Source organism: Agaribacillus sp. DX54, from assembly GCF_056858335.1.
Genome location: NZ_JBXEQE010000013.1, coordinates 90,985 through 113,901 on the forward strand (window position 1 = coordinate 90,985; position 22,917 = coordinate 113,901).

19 protein-coding genes are annotated in these 22,917 nt (G+C 43.8%); 9 read left to right on the forward strand and 10 right to left on the reverse strand.

Annotated elements, in window-relative coordinates; translation table 11 throughout:
* Positions 1-34: 34 nt before the first annotated feature.
* Complete coding sequence (locus AC04NP_RS15290; protein ID WP_482860656.1) at positions 35-958, reverse strand: DUF6268 family outer membrane beta-barrel protein; 924 nt, start codon at positions 956-958, stop codon at positions 35-37.
* A 103-nt stretch (positions 959-1,061) separates the two neighbouring features.
* Here AC04NP_RS15290 and AC04NP_RS15295 point away from each other — a divergent pair, with 103 nt between their 5' ends.
* The 3 genes from AC04NP_RS15295 to AC04NP_RS15305 all read left to right on the forward strand — a co-directional run bounded on the left by AC04NP_RS15295 (position 1,062) and on the right by AC04NP_RS15305 (position 3,177).
* Positions 1,062-2,426, forward strand: coding sequence for an NAD-dependent succinate-semialdehyde dehydrogenase (locus AC04NP_RS15295; RefSeq protein ID WP_482860657.1), 1,365 nt, complete (start codon positions 1,062-1,064; stop codon positions 2,424-2,426).
* Positions 2,427-2,671: 245 nt separating this feature from the next.
* The gene (locus AC04NP_RS15300) at positions 2,672-2,926 is read left to right on the forward strand and encodes a type II toxin-antitoxin system Phd/YefM family antitoxin (RefSeq protein ID WP_482860658.1); all 255 of its coding nucleotides are present in this window, start codon (positions 2,672-2,674) and stop codon (positions 2,924-2,926) included.
* Entirely contained in the window at positions 2,923-3,177 is a 255-nt protein-coding gene (locus AC04NP_RS15305) for a Txe/YoeB family addiction module toxin (RefSeq protein WP_482860660.1), read from the forward strand. Before AC04NP_RS15300 ends, AC04NP_RS15305 begins: the two co-directional genes overlap by 4 nt.
* A gap of 104 nt (positions 3,178-3,281) precedes the next feature.
* Here the strand turns inward: AC04NP_RS15305 and AC04NP_RS15310 are convergent, their stop codons facing one another.
* Positions 3,282-4,145 (reverse strand): ThuA domain-containing protein, encoded by an 864-nt coding sequence (locus AC04NP_RS15310; protein ID WP_482860661.1) that lies wholly within the window; start codon positions 4,143-4,145, stop codon positions 3,282-3,284.
* Positions 4,146-4,168: 23 nt separating this feature from the next.
* Complete coding sequence (locus tag AC04NP_RS15315) at positions 4,169-6,151, reverse strand: glycoside hydrolase family 3 protein (RefSeq protein WP_482860662.1); 1,983 nt, start codon at positions 6,149-6,151, stop codon at positions 4,169-4,171.
* A 77-nt stretch (positions 6,152-6,228) separates the two neighbouring features.
* On the opposite strand from AC04NP_RS15315, the gene AC04NP_RS15320 reads away from it, so the two are divergent.
* The 6 genes from AC04NP_RS15320 to AC04NP_RS15345 all read left to right on the forward strand — a co-directional run bounded on the left by AC04NP_RS15320 (position 6,229) and on the right by AC04NP_RS15345 (position 11,107).
* Positions 6,229-6,993: an NUDIX hydrolase gene (locus AC04NP_RS15320; RefSeq protein ID WP_482860663.1), complete on the forward strand. Its 765-nt coding sequence runs from the start codon at positions 6,229-6,231 to the stop codon at positions 6,991-6,993.
* A gap of 97 nt (positions 6,994-7,090) precedes the next feature.
* Complete coding sequence (locus tag AC04NP_RS15325) at positions 7,091-7,240, forward strand: hypothetical protein (RefSeq protein ID WP_482860664.1); 150 nt, start codon at positions 7,091-7,093, stop codon at positions 7,238-7,240.
* 20 nt (positions 7,241-7,260) lie between these two features.
* On the forward strand, positions 7,261-7,542 hold the full coding sequence (locus AC04NP_RS15330; protein WP_482860665.1) for a hypothetical protein: 282 nt from the start codon (positions 7,261-7,263) through the stop codon (positions 7,540-7,542).
* A 161-nt stretch (positions 7,543-7,703) separates the two neighbouring features.
* Positions 7,704-8,000, forward strand: coding sequence for a type II toxin-antitoxin system HigB family toxin (locus tag AC04NP_RS15335; RefSeq protein WP_482860666.1), 297 nt, complete (start codon positions 7,704-7,706; stop codon positions 7,998-8,000).
* Positions 7,997-8,377, forward strand: a complete 381-nt coding sequence (locus AC04NP_RS15340; protein WP_482860667.1) for a helix-turn-helix domain-containing protein — start codon at positions 7,997-7,999, stop codon at positions 8,375-8,377. The genes AC04NP_RS15335 and AC04NP_RS15340 overlap by 4 nt, the downstream gene beginning before the upstream one ends.
* A 489-nt stretch (positions 8,378-8,866) precedes the next feature.
* Complete coding sequence (locus AC04NP_RS15345) at positions 8,867-11,107, forward strand: hypothetical protein (protein WP_482860668.1); 2,241 nt, start codon at positions 8,867-8,869, stop codon at positions 11,105-11,107.
* Positions 11,108-11,229: 122 nt separating this feature from the next.
* On the opposite strand, the gene AC04NP_RS15350 is transcribed toward AC04NP_RS15345, so the two are convergent.
* The 7 genes from AC04NP_RS15350 to AC04NP_RS15380 all read right to left on the reverse strand — a co-directional run bounded on the left by AC04NP_RS15350 (position 11,230) and on the right by AC04NP_RS15380 (position 22,912).
* A complete protein-coding gene (locus tag AC04NP_RS15350) occupies positions 11,230-13,482 on the reverse strand; it encodes a ligand-binding sensor domain-containing protein (protein WP_482860669.1) in 2,253 nt (750 codons plus the stop codon).
* Between the two features lie 333 nt (positions 13,483-13,815).
* Complete coding sequence (locus tag AC04NP_RS15355) at positions 13,816-14,823, reverse strand: polysaccharide deacetylase family protein (protein WP_482860670.1); 1,008 nt, start codon at positions 14,821-14,823, stop codon at positions 13,816-13,818.
* 173 nt (positions 14,824-14,996) lie between these two features.
* A complete protein-coding gene (locus AC04NP_RS15360; RefSeq protein WP_482860671.1) occupies positions 14,997-16,691 on the reverse strand; it encodes a SusD/RagB family nutrient-binding outer membrane lipoprotein in 1,695 nt (564 codons plus the stop codon).
* Positions 16,692-16,714: 23 nt separating this feature from the next.
* Positions 16,715-20,377, reverse strand: coding sequence for a SusC/RagA family TonB-linked outer membrane protein (locus AC04NP_RS15365; protein WP_482860672.1), 3,663 nt, complete (start codon positions 20,375-20,377; stop codon positions 16,715-16,717).
* Positions 20,378-20,431: 54 nt separating this feature from the next.
* Positions 20,432-21,460 carry a FecR family protein gene (locus tag AC04NP_RS15370; RefSeq protein WP_482860673.1) on the reverse strand — a complete coding sequence of 343 codons (1,029 nt, stop codon included), beginning with the start codon at positions 21,458-21,460 and terminating at the stop codon, positions 20,432-20,434.
* 172 nt (positions 21,461-21,632) lie between these two features.
* Positions 21,633-22,175, reverse strand: a complete 543-nt coding sequence (locus AC04NP_RS15375; RefSeq protein ID WP_482860674.1) for an RNA polymerase sigma factor — start codon at positions 22,173-22,175, stop codon at positions 21,633-21,635.
* A gap of 194 nt (positions 22,176-22,369) precedes the next feature.
* Positions 22,370-22,912 (reverse strand): DUF1697 domain-containing protein, encoded by a 543-nt coding sequence (locus AC04NP_RS15380; protein ID WP_482860675.1) that lies wholly within the window; start codon positions 22,910-22,912, stop codon positions 22,370-22,372.
* Positions 22,913-22,917 lie beyond the last annotated feature (5 nt).

Genomic DNA, 22,917 nt, shown 5'->3' on the forward strand with positions numbered 1-22,917 from the left:
AAAAAACAGCCATGCATCGAGGTTATTATATTTATTAATTTTTTTTCTCCAAAACCAAATTGTAAACTAACTGCCCACGTATAAAAGGCCCGCCATTAAAGCTGATGTTTTGTTGCACACGATCATCACCGAAGTTAATAAGCGGCAGGGCAAAATCTACCCGGTCATTCCCGGCGTATTGCCTGTAGTCTCTGCCTAAAGCAATACCTGTGCGGATTTCGGCATGGAGGTTTCCAGCTATCCGGTAACGGCCAAAGAAACTTAAATCAATACTTCGTCTTTCGATATAGTCCTCTGCAAAGATGTCATTTCCCAAACGATACGTTGTCACCAAGCCAAAATAATGAAGGCCGGCCGTCAGGTCATCGTTTACCCGGTAGTTCACTTTGCCATAAATGGGTAACAAGCCTGCAATATTCCATTTTTCCGAAAGTTGCCAGTTCAGGTAAACCAGCGGCACCACAAACGGGCCAAAAAGTTCCTGGTTATAAGATACTCCAAATCGCATGGTAAGCGCTTTATGAAAACGTTTTTCATAAAGTGCCATTCCGCCGTACTGAAAATTTTCTCCATTCAAATTTTCAAAATCTCCCATCAGCCTGGGTACAAACAGCAAAATGAGCGCCTTATCTTCATTGAGGCGGTGGATTAGACCGGTTTGCATTATCACGCCATGCAGGTTAACCGATTGCGCCCTGTCTACAGGGACATTTTCATTGCCGTTTACCCTGAAATTCAAATAGCTGATCTCGCTGTACCAGGTATTGACGCCAGATAGTACCAGGGGTAATTTCATGTTCATATGCCAGATGTGCTCTTTACCCTTCTCAGTCAGATCACTTTCATATTCCCTGGGGAAGCTGTAATGCCCGGCGATGGTTAAAAGGTCGATACTGTTCTGGGCAAAATTTTGGATAAAGGGGAAAAGTGAAATTAGAAAAAAAACTAACCGTTTCATAGGTGTTTACTAAAAATAAAAGCGAAAATAAGTATAGATTGTTACTTTCCACTTTAATTTTCCCTTTATTTTCATTTTAATTCTTATTTTAATTTTCATTAAAATGATCAAAACCATCAATCCTGCTACCGAAGAGGTAATTAAAGAATACCACTTTCTCGATCATCGTCAAGTAACGCAACAGATAGAAAAAACACATGCAGCGCAATTGACCTGGCAAAAGACCGGGTTTGAAATACGCGCCGAAAAAATACGCAAAGCCGCAGAAGTACTGAAGCGCAATAAAGCCATTTACGCCAGATTGATGGCAGATGAGATGGGAAAGCCACTCGCTGACGGTGAAAGTGAAGTAGAAAAATGTGCGTGGGTGTGTGATTATTATGCCGAAAATGCCATGGAGTTTCTGAAAAATGAGATCATTTCGTCAGATGCTTTAAAAAGCATGGTGGTTTTTCAGCCCTTAGGAATAGTCTTAGCCATTATGCCCTGGAACTTTCCATTCTGGCAGGTTTTCCGTTTTGCCGCTCCTTCGTTGATGGCAGGAAATGGCGCGTTGCTGAAACATGCACCCAACGTGTTTGGCTGCGCAGAAGCGATAGCCCGAATATTTATCGAAGCAGGCTTCCCTGAGGGTCTTTTCCAAAATCTGATCATCGATACGGATATGGCTGCCCGTGTAATAGAAAATGACCATGTCAAGGCAGTTACACTAACTGGAAGTACCCGGGCGGGCCAGGCAGTGGCAGCAAAGGCCGGTGCCTGCCTCAAGAAAACGGTGCTGGAACTGGGTGGAAGTGATCCTTACATCGTTTTAGAAGATGCCAATATCGGGGAAGCAGCTAAAATATGTACTGCCAGTCGCCTCATCAATAATGGACAAAGTTGTATCAGCGCCAAAAGGTTTATCATACAAAAGGCTATCGGAGAACGATTCTTAAACATGCTTGTGACCGAAATGGAAGCCGCCAGTTATGGCAATCCGCTTGCTCCGGGTACGCAACTGGGCCCGATGGCAAGGGCAGATTTGAGGGATGCACTTCATCAACAGGTACAAAAGAGTATCGACATGGGCGCCAGGTGCCTTACAGGAGGAAAGATTCCGGAGGGAAAAGGTTATTTCTATCCGCCCACCGTACTGACAAATGTCCGGGAGGGTATGCCGGCCTACCACGAAGAAGTGTTCGGGCCGGTGGCCTGTGTTATTGAAGTGGACACTGAAGCGGAAGCCATTGCTATCGCCAATGACAGCAACTTTGGATTGGGGGCGGCCATCTTCACCAGTGATTTGGCTAAGGCCGAAAAGATGGCTTCTGAAAGCCTGGAAGCTGGCAGTTGCTTTGTAAATGCATTGGTCAAATCTGACCCAAGGCTTCCTTTCGGGGGAATTAAGGAAAGCGGATATGGCAGGGAGCTTTCTCACTTCGGGATCAGGGAATTTGTCAATATTAAAACTGTTTATATTGCATAAAACTTAGTAGTCCGAACTCGGTACCCTTTGTGTCTTTGTGCCTCCGTGGTTAACCATTTTTCACCACGGAGGCACAAAGACACAAAGAGGCACAGAGGTTTTAGTTGATGAGATGCTTCAAAGCACTCTGCAACAGTTATTAGATAGCCTTTAGACTCCCAATATCCTATTAAAGGGAAAAAAGTAGTGAAAAAATTTGTTTTTCACGAAATGAGTACATAAATTTGTACATAAGGAAAAAGGTTATGAAAACAACAAACGTGGCAGAATTGAGAAAAAACTTTAAAAGTAAGATGGATCAAATATATGAAGATCATGACATATTGATCATAAACAGACAAAACGATAAAGACATGGTGATGCTTTCATTAAGGGATTTTAATGCTTTAAAAGAGACTGCTTATCTTCTGTCCACCACTGAAAATGCAAAAAGATTGTTCGAATCTTTGGATCAACTAAAGAACAAAAACGTTGTTCAAAAGCATATTAACGACATATGAACATTCTTTTCACCCAGCACGCTTGGGAGGAATTTCACTACTGGCAGAAAACTGATAAAAAAACAATCCATAAAATAAATGAATTGATAAAGGCTATTTCCAGAACTCCATTTGAAGGCGTAGGGAAACCAGAACCCCTCAGAGGAAACCTACAAGGATTTTGGAGCAGGAGAATCAGCCAGGAGCACCGACTGGTGTATCGGATTGAAGATGGTGTGATTACTATCGTTCAGTGCAGGTTTCATTATTAAGTAAGCGGGATATTTGAGAGTAATTAAAGACTAAACCATTCATCGCATAGCTATGAGCCATGTGATGACTATAAGGGAACCATACTATGACTTCAGGTAGTTGATTACTTTTTACCGGCCCAAACAATCGCTCTCTTTAACATTTCCAGGTGCTCGCTTTCCTCAAAATAAGCACCGGCGTGGCCTAATGCAGAATAGAAAGTCCTTCCCCCACCGGGCAACTCTTTGTACCAGACGATAGGATGGAAATCCCCCATCCCAAAGTCCTTGTCTTCTGCTAAGAACCTGATGTAGCCACTAGGGTTAAAAGTCTTTTCATCGACTGTATACAGTACCTCAAACCCCTTGTCGGACGGATTATTGTAAAACGCATACCATTCATCAGTACGCTGCCAGGTTGCAGTCAGGCCATTGCATAGGTGAGCGTTAACAGAATCGCAATGCAGGTGCATTGTCGCCTCCTGAAGTTGGGGGTTCATAGTATGATGTGAAAAATCGGCACCCAGCAGCGTATTTTCATACCATGGCCAATGATGGGAATTATCTCCCGCGCCATGGATTCCCAGGAATCCGCCACCATTGTCCATGTATTGTTTGAAAGCATCCTTTTGCTCCTCCTTCAGCACCCTTCCGGTAACATTGTTCCAGATCACCAGATCAAATTTTTCCAGTTGTTCCCTGTTAAACACTGCGCCGTTCTCTGTAACAAAAATGGACCAATCATTATTCTTTGCCATTACCCGAAAGGCTTCCGTAGATGCCTCAATAGCCTCTCCATGGCGGAAACCATTGGTTTTATTGAACAGCAGGATTGAAAAGTCAGCCATTTCAGCGGGTAATTCCGGTGGCTTTGATTCGTAAAAGGGAAACCCATAAGTCACTTTGTAGATGAAAACACCCATGGCACCGGCTAAGACAATGATAATTCCCAGTAAGCTGAGCAGGAAAATCTTAAAAAATCTTTTCATAGGGAGCTTTATTTTCTTTTCAATCAAAAAAGTATCTCATCGGCAGCATGATAGGATAGTCCAAAACCGAATGGGAATAGCGGATTTTCAGAATCAAAGGGAACGTCTTCATGCTGCGCCTCCACTTCAGCCATGGCTGAAGGCAACTCAAATGGCAGTTTAGCGGTAGGATTAAACCTGCCGAAAACAATATCCAGGACGGCGTCATCATGGGCGCCAAATTCACCTAGTAAGCCAACCACACCGTCAGCAATTTCGGGAATAACGGCGGGTCTTTCGAGGTACATACAAATAACAGTTGGCTTTTTGCGGGTTATTTCCAATATGCGGCTCAGCTCAGGTTCCTGGAAATCCAGGTAGCCCTGGTGAAGAAAAGTCTCCATCATGCTCCCATCCCGGGGCTCCCAGGGAGTTTGCAATCGCAGGATCGCAAAGTCGGCATCATCCAGGCTGTCTACGACCTGAGCATATTGACCCGCTATTTCCTTACTCATGTTTTCAATGTAAACCTTAATGTTTTTTGAGAGTGGGAGCATCATGCTACTATCGGGCTTCATTTGATTTTTTAGCAATACGATCGACTTCCGCTGCGCCTCTTTGCCTTTATCCATAAACTCCCGGTTACCTACGATTCTTTCAGCCGCATCTACATCCACATAGGGGTTATCAAAAAGTCCCATTTGAAATTTAACCCTTAGCAGCCTTCTCACCGATTGATCGATACGCTCTTCTGAAATGCTGCCCGCTCGAACCAGTGCAATCAACTCCTCAACATTGCTGTTTCCGCCAAACTGGTCAATACCCGCATCAATAGCTTTTTTGATCCTTTCTTTCGGTGAAAGGTCATCCACCCCCCAACCCGGGCTTTCAAACATTTCAATGCCAAAAAAACCGAATCCTTCAATGATACCCCAATCAGAGCAAACCACGCCATTATACCCATATTCCTCTCTCAGTAAGTCATTGATGATTTCTTTATTAAAACTCATACCCACATTTTCGCTTGTCTGATCTACAGGAACTCCATAGTAAGGCATAATCATGGCCGTTCCGGCGTCAAAAGCGGCTTTGAACGGGATTAGGTGGTAGTCAAAGTTATCGCCCGGATAAGCCTGATCCATGCCATACCGGAAGTGGGCGTCGAGGCCACCGGCCTGGGGACCACCACCCGGCCAGTGCTTGGTCATGCAAGCCACAGACTGAGGGCCAAGTTGTGATCCCTGGAATCCGTAGATATAGGCGGCTGTCATTTTTGCCGATAGCGACGCATCCTCACCAAAGGTGCCGTTGATTCTGGCCCACCTCGGCTCAGTAGCCAGGTCAGCCATAGGATGCAAAGCCGTACGGATGCCAACTGCTGCTAACTCCTCTGCCGCAATCCTTCCAAATTCCGCTACCAGCAGTGAATCATCCGTTGCCGCCAGTCCGATGGGTTCAGGCCATTCTGAAAAACCACCACCCAATAGATCATCCCCAATAAAATTATTAATGCCATGTCTGGGATCCGAAGCAATCGTGATGGGAATCCCAAGCCTGTCTTGTTCGGCGATCTTCTGGATTTCGTTGTACCATTGTGCCAGATGTCTGGTGCCGGGTGTCCTGAAAAGGTTAAAGTGCCGCAGTTTTTTACGAATAATTAGATCATAGGTGGAAGCCATGTTAAATAGTGCAGGATTTGGTTTTCCGAGTATTTCCCCTTTGTTACCAATGCCAAGGGGTGGGTGCCACAGTAAACCCGTCTTTTCTTCCAGGGTCATTTGTGCAAGAAGGTCTTCCACCCGCTCTTCAAGAGGTTTACGGAAGTCTTCGTATGGATCTAACCGGCCATTGCCATTCAGATCCCGCATTTCCTCATGCCCGGCTTTCAAAGTTTGTTTCTCTGCCAGGGAAGTCTTCGCCCTGGAATTAATGATTGCATACCTGGTCTCAAAACCTGCCCACAAAATCAAAAACAACGCAATGATGCCGCCCAGTGAGAAACCCAGGATTTTTAGCGTCTTTTTCATCACAAAGTTTTTTGTTATTTTCAACAATATAAGTATTTTTTCTATTTTGTCAAAAAGACACATTAGGATATTATTGGATGATTGAAAAACAAATATCGGAGTACCTGAAAGATGCGGAGGAATTATATTTACCGGGAATATCCCTGGATGTAGTCATACTCGGCTACGCCGAAAATACGATCAGGGTATTGCTTTTAAAACTTAAAGAGTTGGATTACTGGGCATTGCCAGGTGGATTCATTTGCAAAGATGAGGATGTGGATTCGGCAACTCACAGGATTGTCAAGGCCAGAACCGGTCTTAACAAGCTGTATTTTAATCAATTCCACCTGTTTGGAAAAACCGGAAGAAACACCAGTATCCTGCTTGATTCGGATCATACTTCAAAGCTTAGCTCCGAAGCGGTAAGATGGTTGAAGCGGAGGTTTCTCACGGTAGGTTACTTTGCACTGGTTAAAACTGACAAAGTGGTGCCACAGCCGGATATTTTATCGGAAAGATGCGACTGGTTTCCCGTAGAACGGTTACCTGCCACTATTCTGGATCACACTGAGATCATCAGCACCGCCGTCGAACATGTGAGACGGCAGCTTAACTATTTTCCTGTGGGGCTTAATTTGCTTCCGGAAAAATTTACCATGTCGGAATTGCAAAAATTATACGAATGCATTTTGAATGAGAAGATGGACAGGGGCAATTTTCAGCGGAAAATTCTGAAGCTGGATATTCTTGTACGCCAGGAAAAACTTAAAACCGGGGGTGCTCATAAGGCGCCCTACCTTTACCGGTTTGACGTTGACAAATACAGGCATAAAGTCAAACATGGCATTGGATTTATCTGACCTGGTTGTAAACTTAAAAATTCCTTAACATTTTCAAGTTGCGTTTTTTATTGCTTATTCGCTTAATTATGGGCTAAAATTAACCCGCAAGAAAGCCATGCCTTCATTTAACGAACGCATTGTGGGTACTAACTTTCCAAATGACCAGGTCACCTATAACAATTCCGCAGCAACCATTTTAGGTGTCTCCGAAGGGTCTGGGTCTACACGTTCGGATTACAGGTTTAACTCTTTTTTGGCCGGTTGAATTATAATTTGAAATATCTTTTGAGTTTTACATTCAGAAGATATGGTTCCAGCTGGTTTGGAGAGAACTTCCGGTATGGCAACTTCTGGGCGATAGAGGCAGGTTGGAATATTGCTAACGAGCCATTTATGGATCATTTGGATTGGCTCAGTTTGGGCAAACTACGTGTCAGCTATGGAATTACGGGGAGCGACAATGTAGGTAATTTTCTCTACATAGGGGCCTGGGAAGGAATTTGGCATTCATGTAAAATGGGCGCAGGTTTCAGCAAAGTAAAGGTACTTACCGATCAAAATCTATAGCAATGAAGCCGGCATTGAAGCCAAAAGATTTTACCAACCAAAAATTAATTTCATCGTCGGCTTTTTAAGCTTTGTTTTTCTCCAGGTGCGGCTGCAATACCCCAAAAAATCAAATATGTTTTCAAAATGAAAACATATTTAGTACATTCGCGTTGTTATATATGAGAAATATTGTAGCAAAAAAAAAATTAAGAGAATTTTGGGAAAAGCATCCTGACAGTGAGGAAACTCTAAAAACCTGGTATAAGGTGGTAATGGCTGCACACTGGGAAAACAGTAATAGTGCAAAAAGACAATATGGTAACGCAAGTATCGTTGGCAACAATCGAATTGTATTTAACATATGCGGAAACAAGTACAGATTAATAGTTAAGTTCAACTATGAAATGCAATGGGGATGGATTCGTTTTATTGGGACCCATTCTGAGTATGACAAAACAGATGCATTAACGATATGAATATAGAAATTAAACCGATCAGGACAGAAAAGGATTACCGAGTGGCATTAGAAAAGCTGGAAGCTGTGTTCGATGCTCCTAAGGGTACTGCTGATAATGATTTGGCCGAGGTGCTTATTACTCTAATCGATAAGTATGAATCAGAAAAATATCCAATCGAAGCCCCCGATCCTATTGAGGCAATAAAAATCAGGATGGCCGAAATGGATTTGCACCAGAAAGATCTGATGGATATGATTGGAACCAAAAGCCGCGGTACCATTTCCAATATTTTAAATAAAAGACGGCCATTGACACTTCCGGTCATAAGGATTTTAGGGCCCAAGCTGGGTTTATCATTTGATATATTGGTAAAAGACTACCGGCTTAACTATTAGCGTCGCTCATTGTTGAAAACAAACAAAGAAAATTCTTAGTTTGGGCTCCTCCTGGTCATGTAGGTCGCCTATGGTACCTCTTATCAAGTAATTGGCACCTTCCGGTGAAATAGCCGGATTTTTTCTAATCCAATACAGGGAGGTAAACGCTCACCGCTCCGGCTTTCATATCAATCTGATCCAAATGCCCCATTTTACTTCTATCAGCATTGATAATATGGGCGTGAATAAAAGAATCATGATGTGTGAATATACCGGTATGATTTTGTGAATAAAATCCCAGGATGTCTGTACGTTCTTCAGTGATGGGATAAAATACCTTCGATTTTTTATGAATTTCAGGGGAGTGTTCTTTTATCTTTCCAGATTACGTGATATTTGGCCTTGGCGTGTTTTTATTTCAATGATATTATCGGCTTGGCAATAGCCTGAATTCTTTTTTTTGAGGTAATAACAGCAGTAGTTTCATCAATAACTTAACTGATTTTTATGCGACGTAAGATTTTTTACCTGCTGTTTTTAACACATATTTTCTATCTATCCTGCAGCACACCTCATACTGAAAGTTTACCCGATCCACAACCGGTTTACAGGGATACCACCTACCTGCAGGATCTCAGTATTAAATTTTATAAGCAAAACGATGACCTCGAATTATCGAGAGTTTTTATGGACCGCAATGGTGTCATCCAGGTGATGTCATCGGAAGGATTGCTGAGAACACATGCAGGCCGGTTTCTCCACCCGGGAGAATTGATTGCAGACCGGACCTACCGTCCTATCACGGACAAGGCGATAAAAAATATTTTGATATGCGAGGATCAATTTGTCTATCTGGATGACGAGGCTGTGTTGAGCAATGCCTGGGCGGGTAAACTGTTCGTCAAACATGGGTTGCGTGATGCCCGGCATTTTGCAGTGGGAAAAAGGTTTGACTTCCTGGTTAGCGATGGTCAATCATTGGAATACCTCTCAGACAATGAGGTCATATGGCGTGGTTCGATGTCCAGCGATAAGGTCTTAAATGTAAAGTGTGATTCGAATTCAGGAAATTTTTGGGTTTTGGGCTCAAAATCTTTATCCGTCTTCAGCCCTGAAGAGAAAAATCTCAGACGGGTTTTTGAAGGGGCCGGTTTCACAGCATTTACCATAACAAATGGTCAGGTTGTTATTGGAACTGGAAATGGCTATCAGACGGTTGATAAAACCTCAGGCAAACCAACAGGAGAAACTTTCACCCGCCTTCCATGGACGGAAATCACCGCTGTTGAGGAAATAAACGGGAATCTCTGGTTTGGTTCCTCCAAAGGTGCATTTATGCTGAAGCCCGATGGAAATTTTGACTACTATTTTGGAGAAAGATGGCTGCCTGGAAATCAGGTCAAACATATATCCCCGGGAACAGACGGCTCGGTGCTGATCCTCACTGACCAAGGGCTGGGTAAAATCATTTTTGAAGCAATGACTTTGTATGAAAAAGCGATGTATTTTGAAAAGCAGGTAAGGGACAGGCATATCAGACATGGATTCAATTCCGGCCTGACAGCGATGGAAAAGGGAAATGTTAACTCCGGGCGCTTGAAAGATTCTGACAATGACGGGCTGTGGACTTCCATGTATCTGGCCGGCCAGGTATTTCGGTACGCTGTGACCGGTTCGGCTGAGGCATTGCAAAACTGCAGGGAATCTCTGGACGCCATGGAAAGGCTGTACAGTATTAACCCTGTCCCTGGATTTCCTTCCAGGTCGTTTGAGCGCAGTGGGTACATTGAAAGGCTGTCAGACCCTGAACGATGGCAACACTCCAGTGACCCTGAGTGGGACTGGAAGGCAACCACGAGTAGCGATGAGGCCATTGGACATTTTTTCGCGTTCGGTGTGATCGCCGATCTGATAGATGATGCGGAACTTAAGAGCCGGGCTATAACACTGATCGATACCCTCGCCAATCATATTATCAGCCATGGTATGTACCTGGTTGATTATGATGGAAAACCTACCACCTGGGGCCGGTGGAATCCGGAATACGTCAATGCCAGACCGGTTATGGTAGGTGATCGCAAGCTCAATTCTTCCAATATCGTTGGGATGCTTCAGACCGCCTACCATTTCACAGGAAAAGAAAAATATAAGGAGCAAGCTTATGAGTTAATGACAAAACATGGTTACCTTGAAAACCTCATGAGACCTATGAGTGAAATTGGGACTGCTCCGGATGATGCCGACGACTGGAGCAAAATGTTATCGGCTTCGTGGAACCATTCGGATGACGAAATGTACTATGTGGGATATTGGGGGTTATACAATCACGCGTTTGATGATTCCCTGAAAAGCATGTATAAAGAAGCCATAATCGATCACTGGCAATATGAACGCCCTGAAAAAGAAGGGCTTTGGAACATCATGACCGCCATGACGGGCACCCCCGAATTTGATCTTGAGGAAGCCATCTGGTATTTGAAAGAGCATCCAATGGACCTGATCGACTGGGCTATTGCAAACAGTCACAGAAAAGATATCGAATTCATGGAGTCAAACTTCCGCCGGCAAACCATCAAAGAGGTGCTTCCACCTGATGAAAGACCGGTCCAACGCCATAACGGAAACATGTTTAACCTGGACAGGTTACATAGCAATGGCCTTTCGGAGCATAGCGCCGGGGATATTTGGTTATTGCCTTATTGGATGGGCAGGTATCTCGGTGTCATAAGTCCGCCTGTGGTGGATTAACTACAATTTAATGATATATCTTTCGGTAAAGGTATTAGGTTATTTATTCTGCTTAAATAGTCATAGTATGACTCGAAGTCATACTATGACTAGATATGTTTATAGCCCAAGACATTCATAATTTATTCTGCGGGTTTAATCAAATCCAGGTATCGCCCCATCCAATAGGGTAAAAGCCAATAAACCGGTTCGCGTTCCTGTGAAGGGAATCCTCCCACAGTAACATAGGGATTTCTGTCCCAGCGCATTGTTCTGTATTCACTGGGTGGACGCAGTTCGTGCACCTGTAAAACCTCCAGAACAGGCTCGCGTACCACACGGAGGTCCTCGCGCTTTCCATTATCGATTTGCCAGTCCACCAAATCCAACGGCGCGTCTTGGAGAAAGAAAATGGAGTGACCGAGCTCATCATACCCACCGGTGAGATAGTTGTAGGTGAAATTGACCAACGGACTTTTTACCTTCTTATACTGTTCAAACCATAGATCCAAATGCCTCCTGAAAGCGTATTTCAAATCAGGGTCTTGTTCATAGTTCAGCAGCGGAGGATAGATGTATAGGGCCAGATATATATCAAAGTATGTTTTCCAGGCCGGGTCGGTGTGGTGAAGCATATTGGCATTTTCCAGGTATCCCTCCTCCCGGATTAACTTTAAGAATGCTTCCTGATATCTTTCAAAACCTGTAATTTGATAAGCAAATTTCAAAAAAGACAATATCTCCAGTGAATTCAAGGCCTTTTCGGGTGACCATTCGGGGTCATGGTTCAAGCTTTGCGGAGACCATACGCCCCACTTGGTATGTTTTCCATCGACCCCTGTAAGGTAAAAATCATGGCGTAGCAGATGGTCCATTATCTGGCTGAAATGATGGGCAATCCGTTGTTTTTCTAAATCATCGGCTACGAGGGTATAGTACCAGTAATATCCAAATAAATGTCCGCAAAGTTCGTCGCTGCTGGTATCTCCTTTCCATAGCCACTCTCCGCTTTTTGACAAATGCCATCTTACTTCCACAGGCTTGTGACGGGGATTTTTGATCAGTTCTTCGGCTAATTCCTGTGGTGTATAGGTTTTATTGGGATCATGCATGCGGGACCAATGGGCCGGTATAATGGTGCGGGCGAAGAATCCATCCATTTCTGTCACTTCCCTGAGAAAATGGAGGAAATCAAAGGCCTTTTTTGCGCGTTCTTTTGCCTTTTTATCTTTTGTGACTGCATACCGCAGCGACTCCATGGCGAGATACATAGCGGTGTATTCCCCATCGTTGTCATCGTCATCGGGTACCAGGGTGGTTGTATCACCAGGCACCTCCAAACGAAACCTTCCTACAATCCAGGGCTCACGGACATGCCGTTGGATCAACCTCGTATAAAAATAATCCGCTTTTTGCTCAAGGGTCATTTTCCTTTGCTTGATAGCACTTACGCCGGCTGCGGTAGCAATCCATGCATTGCCCTTACTATCGAATGCGATATCCCGCACTTCGTCTGACATGAGCCACCGTTTGCTAAGCCTCACTGAATAATCCCGCGAACCAGGGATAAACCTGGTGATTCCGTATGCCGTTCCGACCCACATTTTACCTCCCGGAGCCTTTTTTATGACGTTCACATGGGCATTGGGAATACCGTCACCCGGCAATTTTTCATCGATCTTTTGATTTTTATTTCTGATGGCCACACCACCGAGCCCTCCTGCCCAAAGATTTCCATCTCGGTCGAAATCCAGGGCCCTGACATAGGCACTTATTAAATGTTCCTTGCCACGATAAACCGTTGATTTGTCGACTGTACAATGATAAAGCCCCACATCTGTACCAATCCACAACCCTCCGGCACCATCCGCAACTGCTGCCCTTATGCTCCTGGCAGTTTCAAAGTTCTGCTTTTCCCATAAATCTCCCCGGCGTAGCCATATGCCTTTTGGTCCCAAAACAAATACAACCTCACCGGAGACTACTATTTTCGCCACGGGTGGAACAGGTCCTTCTGTTTGGGCAACACCCCGGCTATTTCCTTTATAAACCCCATTCCATGTGGCTATCCAGATATTACCGTTTTCATCTTGCCTGATATCATAGGCCGGCCCCTGTTCAGCACCCTCAATCATCAACTTCCAGGCATGACTGTCATGTTTTTTAATATATACTCCATGCTTTGTAGCAAGCCATATGTTGTTCTCTTTGTCAGGACAAATGCTCCTGACGTCGTTGGCATCCGTGTTTACTGTATCTATAAGAAAACCTTCGTGATATTCCTGAACAAATGGCTCGTCGGAATACCCGTTTACATGGTCAGGAATTTTTCCGGCATCATGTGTGCATGATGTCGATAATGCCATTAGCAACAATGGCAGCAGTAGTTTTGTCATGTTCGTATTACTATTGTTGTTTCACCCAACTTACAGGGAAAGACTTATATTAATGGTTTTATGTGGCCCGCCGACACGATCTTTATGATGGTAACTGTAAATGGTATGTATGATGCCGATGGCAACACTTAAATTATACCGGCCATCGTCCTGATCATTAAAAACAATCAATGGTCTTTTTCATCCTTGCATCGTTGTTAGTCTTACGTAATCATCTCTTTTGATTCCGGTCTTCGCTTCACCGCCATAGAACAGCATATTCCTTTTGTTTTATTATTGACAGATACCGGTCATTTTTCATGGTTAAAAATGGTTCCGTAAAAGGCCTGGTCATTATTCCATTGCTTTGAATCTTTTCATGATCTCCTTCCAATTGGTAAAAATTATTCCTTCATCTTTAAAAAACCGAATCATATCTTCGTCTGCGAACATCTGAGCTTCCCAGACCCGTTGCTGCCAGGAACCGGTAATGCTTTTTAACTGGTCGGATTCAACAGATGGATGAAAAATAATTTCGGTGAGCCCCGGCTTCAAGGATCTTATAAGCTTTTTGAATACTTCCTTCTTTTCCTCATAAGTACTTGCTTTCGGAGCACTGGTAAAAAAATCAAGCTTAGGTAATGTATAGGTATCCATAAAGCTGATCATTTCTTCATTGATAGGATAGCCCTGCTGCCTGAAAGTCGCAACTACCATAGGGTCTGAAAGATCTATCGCATTGGCCGGAATACCATATTCCATGGCTATCTGCAAATAAACTTTAGCAAAATCAGGACGTGCATAAAGTGTTCCCATATGGGTATCGATGTGGTCGGGCCGGTATCCCATGGCGATGGATTTTTCAATTTGAGCCCTTACTTCTTTTTCGACCTCTTCTACTGTTGCATTTTGAGCCACATCGATCACCTTGCGCCATAACATGCCTTCCTCATCAATCAGGCCGGGCACTTCATCGGGAGGTGAAACTGATGTCCAGCGATAGGTTTTCCACTCACTGGTTAGAGTCAGGTGCAATCCTACATCCATATCAGGATGTACTTTAGCCCATTCGATCATGTCTTCAAACCACGGGCATGGGGGCATAGCGGCAGCGGATTGGATATGACCTTCTTCCAGATACTTTTTCGTGGCAATATTTGCTTCCTCGCACATGCCGGCATCATCAGCATGTAGCATGATGACCTTTTTGCCAGCAGGATATCCTAACCTTTCAGCCCAGTTTCCGGGTTCGCGTTTTATTTCGCCTGCCACCTGATTTTCTTCCAGGCGTTGTTTCCGGCTACAGTTAAACAGCAAACCCGGGATAGTGAGCCATATCCATAAGGTGAGTCTTAAATTCATAGTTTTTTTAGTTAATATACCCCAAAATCCTGGTTTTAGACTACTTATAGCTAAAAAAAATAAAGGCAAAAAACAATAATTTTAACGCGCCCGGGACCGGCAAAGAAAAGGCCACCCGGATTTAAAAGGTGGCCTTGTTAAGTTTAACACAAAAAAATGGGTACCCTTCTAGCTTACCACGGATATCCGGTTCCTTGTAACAGCCAGGTTTTTGACCATTGACTGTCATTTTCTCTGGGTCCTGAATAAGGAGTAATCTCCAGACTATTTAAAGCCTCACGATAATTGGCTTCGTTATTGTTAATCTCATCACTTCCATAATTAAACCGCACCGGGAGCACCGGTTGAATAGATGCCGGCCCGGGAGCGAGCGAGGGAAGCCCGGTTCTTCTCCAGTCGAACCATGCCTCGCTGGCAGAAGTCCAGCTAGCTACCCACTTTTGTTCCATAATTTGCTCCAGGGTACCATCAAAAGCTACGCCACCTTCTGCCATAAATGTATCATACTGATCTTCTACCCCCCAGTTTTCAAGAGAAAACCGAATGGCGGACTCATAATGGGCCTGCGCATCGCCAACAGACCATCCATTGAGTGCCGCCTCGGCCAGTGTGAAACTGATTTCTGCTGCCGAAATCAACCTCGCTTTTAGCAGGTCACCTCCACCCTGTCTGTAAATACCGGCAAGCTGGGATACATGTTGATTTTCAAGTACCTGCCCTGGTGTTGGGTTGAGGTTATATGATGAGGGCTGCATTAAACCCGGAGGAAGTCCAACAATTTCGTTATTATCTATTGTACTGCCAAAGGTATTGGGGTTATAGTGCCTGGTAAATACATGGCCGGCGGCTATTTCTTCGACATAGTTCAAATCCGTGAGGGAAGTAACCCCGGTCTGAATCTCTCCGTCTTTCCGGATGAATTCATCGACCTCCGTAGTAAGCGTAGGATCTGCCACCCACTGGCAATGTACAGTGGCAAACCAAACAGACATTCTTGGGTCGTTGGTTGCTCTGAGCTGATCAACAAGTGTCTGACATGGTTTTAGATTCCTGAAACTGGTACCATTATCTCCGGCGTATTCCGATGGCCAGATATCACTGCCTCCTCCGGTATATTCAAGGGTGGCGTCATCGGCCGGATTTTTAATGTATACACCGGAAGAAACTACCGCTTCCAGTCCTGACCTTGCAACAGCGGGATTCTTTTCTGAAATGCGCATATAGTACCTTATCAGTAATGAGTTGGCAAACTGTCTCCAGCTTTCGATGTTTCCCCCATAATAAAGATCACTTGCTTCCGAAATACCGTTGTCATCAGCTTCTGCAAATAAAGAAACCGCTTCCCGGAGATCATCTATCACACCCTCGTAAATTACCTCTTGATTGTCAAACTCGGGAAATTCATAATTAAGCCCCCCCTCATCTCCTTTCAAGGCATCTGTGTATGGGGCATTTCCCCAGAAATCCGTAATTGTACCGAAAATAAAGCCTTTCATGGTCATGGCAACCCCCTGGTGAAACTTCCAATCCAATGCTACCGCTCTGTCATACATGAGCGTATTATTTCTAAGCAAACCATACCAATCCGTCCATTCCTGTGCATTCCAATCATAGTTATTGTGTCCTTCGAACCAGCCATCCTTTTGAGTATGCTGCATGATCCCGGCTATATTTCCAAAGCCTAGATTTAAATAATTTTGTGCTGCGGGTCCTAAAACCGCAGGCATAATCATATTGGGGTTTGCAGTTTCCGGGTCGAGCCCATTGGGGTTCTGGTTGAGTTCGGTAAGCTGTTCATCACAAGCAGCCAGGGTCAATATCCCGAAGCATATTGTCAATATTTTTTTGATTCTCAATACAGTTTTCATGTTATATGCATTTAAGATTTCAACTAAAACTCAAAGTTCAATTTGAAGCCAACGGGCACAGTCCACGGCATGATGTTCTGACGTTCGAGCCCTTGCCTGAATTGCATCCTGGTATTTCCCTGTTCTCTTTGGTTGGCCTCAAAGGCCCTTTCAGGATCAATGCCAATTTTTGCCGCATTCCAAATCATAATGTTCCGGGTATATATGGCAAAAGTTGCATTTTGAAGTCCTGCAAATTTAGGCAGGCGATAAGCCAGGGAAAGCTCCCGTAATTTCACGAAAGAAGCATCAAACGTTATAACCTGGTTAAAATCCCAGGGAAACGTACTAGTGATAGGATAAATCGTAGCATCGCTGGGAGAAAGGTGCTCTGTATACACATCATCAGAAAAGTCATCCGGAGTATCGGCTCCGGCAACCTGAATGACGCCGGGAATATAGGCGCCGTCGTAGCCGGCTACCGCATTACCTTCGTCATCGTAAAAAAACCCTCCCGTCTCCTGTGTGTACCCGCCAACTCTTGGGAAGTTACCGTTCCTTGGAATAATATATTTTTCAGGATCCGATTTCAACAGATCCACCAGTTCTCCTTCTCCATACAAACCGCCAGGAATCAGATTATCGATTTGACGCTGTGATTTCCAGTCTGACTCGCCATAGCGATACGTGTAAGATTGAAATTCACCGCCCTGGCGCCAGTCAATGCTAGCGCTGAGTATGAAGTTCTTATAGTTAAATGAAGTCTGCACTCCCAAAATAAAGTCAGGGTTAAAGTTCCCTACTTTAATCCTGTTTTCCCTGTCGTTGGGCAATTCTTGCCAGCCTCCGTTGTTGCTCAAAACAGGCCAGCGGTAATAAGGGGAATTTGGATCCATTACCCTGGCATAACCTGCACTATAAAGATCCCCTATTTCATCACCGACAAAGGTAAATGCTCCCCCGTTATTGTCCTGCCACAGATCGATAAAATCCAATCCCTCCGTTAACTCTTTCAAAACAGTCTTGTTGTCGGTGTAGTTTAGGATCACATCCCATACGATCCCCCCCTCCTGCCGGATTGGTGTACCCCCCAACGATATCTCCCAACCGCTGCTTTCAATTAACCCCGCGTTAATGTCTTTACTATCAAACCCCGAAGACTCGGGAAGTGGAATTGAAACAATCTGGTTTTTATTTTCCATTCTATAATAGGTGCCGTTAAAACGAAGCCTGTTATTAAACATAGCATAGTCAATGCCGAACTCAACCGAAGTTGCAATTTCAGGCTTCAACCTCTGGCTCAATAAGCCTGGTGGAAGTGTGGTGGTGACCAGGTCATTATAATTACCGGTCTGAAGTGTCGGATCTATTCGATAGGGGTCGGTATCATTACCTACCTGGGCCCAACCCGCCCTGAATTTCAGCATAGAGATCAAAGCAGGCATGTCAAAGGTATAGTTGGCCAGCCAGCTAAGTGATGCAGACGGATAGAAATAGGAATTATTTTCTGACGGAAGTGTGCTCGACCAGTCATTTCTTCCTGTAATATCAAGGTAAAGCATGTCGTTATAGCCAATGGATGCCAGCCCATACAGGCTGTAAATTGCCCTTTCTTCAATATTATTGTCGACGCCAAGGTTTTCCCTGTTAATGTTTCCAACATTAAACAATCCCGGGACAACAAGGCCCACTCTCCGGTTCGTAGAGCCAATCCAGTTAGAGGATATATCCTGTGCCATATAGTTTCCACCAAAGGAAACATTGACATCAAACTTGTCGAACTTGTTGTTGTAGGTCACTAAAAAGTCGGAGTTGATCTCCTGGAAAATCTGATCGCTCAGGTAGTAACCACCGTTGGGCTGCCTGCTGTAGTCAAAGGGGATTTTAGTTTCCCTGTTTTCATTACTGCGATCAAGGTTAGTTCTGAGCATAACAGACCAGTTTGGAGTTATTTCCCAGTTTAATTTCAGGTTACCATATATACGGTCACGAGTGAATGCATTGGTAATCCCGTAAGCGATAAAGTAGGGGTTGTTACCCTCATTACTTGGCCGGTTTTGCTCAATATTTTCCTGACCCGGTACCCAGTAATCCCTCATATCCAAGACATTTACATGTGGCCAGATGTAAACGGCCTGCAGGGCATTGGCTCCACGGTTGCCAGTGTTCGGCCTGTCGTTAGAAAATGTTCTCCCAACATTTACATTCGAGCTAAAAGTTAAGCCTTTTATAATCTCATAATTCACCCGTGAAGAAAGGGTATGTCTGAACAGATCTGAATTAGGAATCATTCCTCTGTGTAACATGTTCGAGTATGAAACACGAAAATCTACTTTTTCTCCGCCTCCGGTAAGTGCAATGTTGTTGTTGGAAGTTATCCCGGTCTGCAGGAAATTCTTCATATTATCCGGATACGATCTCAGTTCTGTTGGTATAGGTGCGCCATTTTCATCCAGCGGGCTGTTCCACTGCACCGCCGTGTTACCTACATCCAATCTCGGTCCACCCCAATAGGCAGAACCTTCATCCAGCACCGGGTTGCGCTCTCCTGAGGCATACAGGTAATGAAAATCCAGGTATTTAACGGGCCTTTCAAACACATTGTTAGTGGAGATCGCCACACCTAATTTTCTTTTTCCGGAACCTGATTTGGTGGTAATAAGGATCACCCCGTTACCGGCCCTGGAACCATATAGTGCTGCGGCACTGGGGCCTTTGAGGACAGAGATACTTTCAATGTCATCAGGATTGATGTCTGAAATAGCATTGCCATAATCAACCTGATTTCGCGAACCGTTTTCCTGAATGTTGTTCATGGAGTTTGACATAGGAACACCATCCACCACAAATAATGGCTGGTTGTCGGTAGTCAATGAAGTCATTCCCCTGATAACAACAGATACCGTTGATCCCGGTCCGCTGGTTTGGTTAATGGTGACGCCCGGCACCCTCCCTGCGAGGGAATTCAGCACATTTTCCTGCGAGACCTCTGTCAGTTCCTTACCTTTCACCTGGCCCACGGCGTAACCGAGAGAACGTTGATCCCGCTCAATGCCCAGCGCAGTTACCACCACTTCTTCAAGCGAAGTAACGTCTGACACCATCTGAATATTAATAACGGTTTGGGTACCTATAGTGACCTCTTCCCTCAAATATCCAATAGAACTGAATACCAGAATACTCTTCTCACCCTGCACGTCCAAAGCGTAGTTACCTTCCGCATCGCTCACGGTACCATTGGTTGTTCCCTTTTCCAGGATACTCACACCAGGAATGCCTGAGTTGTCATCGGAAGAGGTAACCGTACCGGTAATCCGGATACTCCGGAAGCTTTTCATGTTGTCGATTCCGGATGGGTTGCCGGTCCTTTTTCTAACGATAACGTTATTGTTAACCGTTCTGAATTCCAGTGCTGACTGCTTTGAAATTTCAGTTAATACATCTTGTAAGTTTTTCCCATGCTCAATTTTAATTTTTTTGTTTAACTCTTTTTTTACTTCATCCTCGTAAATAAATACATATGGTGTGTTGTTTGAGATCTCGTCCATGATCTCAATGATCTTACCTTCTTTGGCGCCAATAAATAATTTAGGGCTTTCAAGGTCTGCCTGGCCAGACGATCCGGCGTACACCGCACCACTAACCATCAAAGCGGCCAAGACAATGGTTTGTCTCAACAATCGCTGAATTCTCGTTTTCGGTTTCATAATTTGCTACCTATTGGTTTTTCATAAAATTGTTTGTGAACCTGTATTTGATTTTTACTGTTTCAATTTCAAAACAACCGCAGAATCCCCCCTGACTACATATTTTGTCCCTGTGGCATAGGCTAACGCTTCAAGCACGGACTCCAGGTTTTCGTTATGATGCAGACCGGTCAGGGTCTTTTTGTAGATTTCGCTGTTGCTGATCACTAAATCAATTCCATACCAACGTTCAAGCATTTTTTCAACTTTGTTCATAGGGGTAGCGTCAAAGTGCAAAATTCCCTTTCTCCAGTTCAGCTCCCGGGCCGACTCTACTTCTAATATTTTAAAGACCTTTGTTTTCGGATTGTAAATGAGTTTCTGGTTTTTTCGAAGTGTTGCTGAGTTTTTACCGGTTTGATCGATTACCACCTTCACGCTTCCCGATTCAACTATCACCGAAAAGTCATCTTCGTCTTCGTAAGCCTGTACGTTGAACGATGTACCTAACACCTGAACCCGATAGTCCTTTACTTTTATCTTAAAAGGCCGGGTTTCATCCCGCTCAACATCAAAGTAAGCCTCTCCGGATATTTCAACTTCCCGCTTTTTTTCTCCAAATTGCTGCGGATAGGTGATACGGCTGACCGCATTCATATGTATAAAACTTCCGTCTTCCAGATTCATGCGAAACATTCTTCCCGTGGGTGTTGACCTGGTAATTAATTCCGAATCTTCGTATGCTCCGGCTATGTTACCACCTCTGCCAAGCCATGTTGTCTGAAAGACTACAAACCAACCTGCCACGATAAGCAGGGCCAACGAGGCCGCTATGGCCATAACACGGAAGCCGGCTCTGCGACGGGTGACTTTTTTATCAGAGGAAGTAAGCGGTTTTATTACCTTTGGCAGTGGTTCGTCGTCAGTCTGCAAGGCCTCACTTTCAGAGCGTTGTTTGGCAACTTCATTTTCAAACTGAGCCTGTAAATAAACTTCGTACCTGGCAAGGATACTTTCGTCATCCAACCCTTCCAATAATCTCTCAAATTCTTCCCTTGAAATTTGATTATTGATCAACTTCTCAAATAATTCTTCCGGATCCATGGCAATCAATTTGGTAAACAATCACCTTTATTACTGGCGGTTTTTAAAATAGGACTACCGGAGAAGTAATTTAATTTTCAAAAAATTATGGCACAGCCATCAATATAAAATACTGATTATCAGAAATTTAAATATTGAATAATTTTCAGTTCACAAATAATTAACAAGGGATTCAAAGCATCAGGGCAATTTCAAGTTGCTTGCGGATGATTTGTTTGGCTTTTACCAACTGGTTTTTAACGGTGTTTTTAGAGATTTTTAACTGAGAAGCAATTTCCTCGTATGACTTTCCTTCTTCGTAGTTGAGTCTGATAATTTCCTTTCTTTTATCGGAGAGTTGCTCAATGGCTCTTTTCACTTTAAACAATCGTTCCTCCTGTACATCCTCGCCCGATACTTTGTATTTCTCAAGGTTTTGCCAGTATCTTTCTTTTAGCAGTGAATTTTTTTTGATTTCTTTCAAATGATCAAATACACGATTTTTGATGATGGTAAAGAGATAGGAGGTGAAATTTAACTCGGGGTTTATACCGTGTCTTTTATTCCATACTTTAATAAATACGTCCTGAATAATATTTTCGGACTCAACGGAATCTTTCAGAATTGAATGGCAAAAACGGACAGCAGGCTCCCTGTAAATATGATACAATTCATTGAACGCCTCTCTGTCGCCGGCAGAAAGTCTTGTAAGTAATTCCTTGTTAAACTTTTGCATTTTTGTTCTGAAAGCGGTTCTGCGGAATAAGTTAATTCAAAAAAATCCGGAAACGATTATCTGAATATTATGCAATTATTAATTCTGTTCATCCCTAATAGACCGATAATATAAAAAAAAATATTCACTTAAATATTACAAATACAAGAGAAATTAATTACATAAAAAAGTAGATAACATGAAAACAGTTGATACTATTCCCCGGCCAAATCAACGAGTTTGTTAATGGTATTCCAGTTTCTGGTGGTGGCTGCTACCTTTAGTTTTTGTTCAAAGAAATTGTTGTTCATTTTGGTTTTACCATACCCCAGGGGAGAGAAAAAGTATATGTCCTTTCCATCCAATATAAACTCCTCGGGGCTGTAATTGATCTCCTCCAGCTTTTTAAGGCATTCCCGACTGGGGTGCTTCGCCAGGAATGTGACATATAACCTGGAAGTGTCTTCCTGGCGATCTTTGAGAAATGGATTATTCTCCAGCACCTGCACTAGTTCCTGACGCATTTTTACCAGAGTAACTACATCAAAGCCATATTTTTCCTGTATCTTTTTTTCTACCATTGCCGCCACACCAACCGGGCTGGATTCCATGCTTTCAAAAATGACATTGCCACTCTGGACGTAGGTGCGGATATTTTGAAAATGAAGTTCCTGAAGATGTGCCCTTAAATCGGCCATTTTAATTTTCTTCCGGCCACTCACGTTAATGCCTCTTAATAATGCTATATAGGTTTTCATCAGGC

Excerpts from the sequence above, each read along its gene's own strand:
- AC04NP_RS15290 (WP_482860656.1), bottom strand. The coding sequence starts at position 958 with ATGAAACGGTTAGTTTTTTTTCTAATTTCACTTTTCCCCTTTATCCAA.
- AC04NP_RS15295 (WP_482860657.1), top strand. The coding sequence starts at position 1,062 with ATGATCAAAACCATCAATCCTGCTACCGAAGAGGTAATTAAAGAATAC.
- AC04NP_RS15300 (WP_482860658.1), top strand. The coding sequence starts at position 2,672 with ATGAAAACAACAAACGTGGCAGAATTGAGAAAAAACTTTAAAAGTAAG.
- AC04NP_RS15305 (WP_482860660.1), top strand. The coding sequence starts at position 2,923 with ATGAACATTCTTTTCACCCAGCACGCTTGGGAGGAATTTCACTACTGG.
- AC04NP_RS15310 (WP_482860661.1), bottom strand. The coding sequence starts at position 4,145 with ATGAAAAGATTTTTTAAGATTTTCCTGCTCAGCTTACTGGGAATTATC.
- AC04NP_RS15315 (WP_482860662.1), bottom strand. The coding sequence starts at position 6,151 with ATGAAAAAGACGCTAAAAATCCTGGGTTTCTCACTGGGCGGCATCATT.
- AC04NP_RS15320 (WP_482860663.1), top strand. The coding sequence starts at position 6,229 with ATGATTGAAAAACAAATATCGGAGTACCTGAAAGATGCGGAGGAATTA.
- AC04NP_RS15325 (WP_482860664.1), top strand. The coding sequence starts at position 7,091 with ATGCCTTCATTTAACGAACGCATTGTGGGTACTAACTTTCCAAATGAC.
- AC04NP_RS15335 (WP_482860666.1), top strand. The coding sequence starts at position 7,704 with ATGAGAAATATTGTAGCAAAAAAAAAATTAAGAGAATTTTGGGAAAAG.
- AC04NP_RS15340 (WP_482860667.1), top strand. The coding sequence starts at position 7,997 with ATGAATATAGAAATTAAACCGATCAGGACAGAAAAGGATTACCGAGTG.
- AC04NP_RS15345 (WP_482860668.1), top strand. The coding sequence starts at position 8,867 with ATGCGACGTAAGATTTTTTACCTGCTGTTTTTAACACATATTTTCTAT.
- AC04NP_RS15350 (WP_482860669.1), bottom strand. The coding sequence starts at position 13,482 with ATGACAAAACTACTGCTGCCATTGTTGCTAATGGCATTATCGACATCA.
- AC04NP_RS15355 (WP_482860670.1), bottom strand. The coding sequence starts at position 14,823 with ATGAATTTAAGACTCACCTTATGGATATGGCTCACTATCCCGGGTTTG.
- AC04NP_RS15360 (WP_482860671.1), bottom strand. The coding sequence starts at position 16,691 with ATGAAAACTGTATTGAGAATCAAAAAAATATTGACAATATGCTTCGGG.
- AC04NP_RS15365 (WP_482860672.1), bottom strand. The coding sequence starts at position 20,377 with ATGAAACCGAAAACGAGAATTCAGCGATTGTTGAGACAAACCATTGTC.
- AC04NP_RS15370 (WP_482860673.1), bottom strand. The coding sequence starts at position 21,460 with ATGGATCCGGAAGAATTATTTGAGAAGTTGATCAATAATCAAATTTCA.
- AC04NP_RS15375 (WP_482860674.1), bottom strand. The coding sequence starts at position 22,175 with ATGCAAAAGTTTAACAAGGAATTACTTACAAGACTTTCTGCCGGCGAC.
- AC04NP_RS15380 (WP_482860675.1), bottom strand. The coding sequence starts at position 22,912 with ATGAAAACCTATATAGCATTATTAAGAGGCATTAACGTGAGTGGCCGG.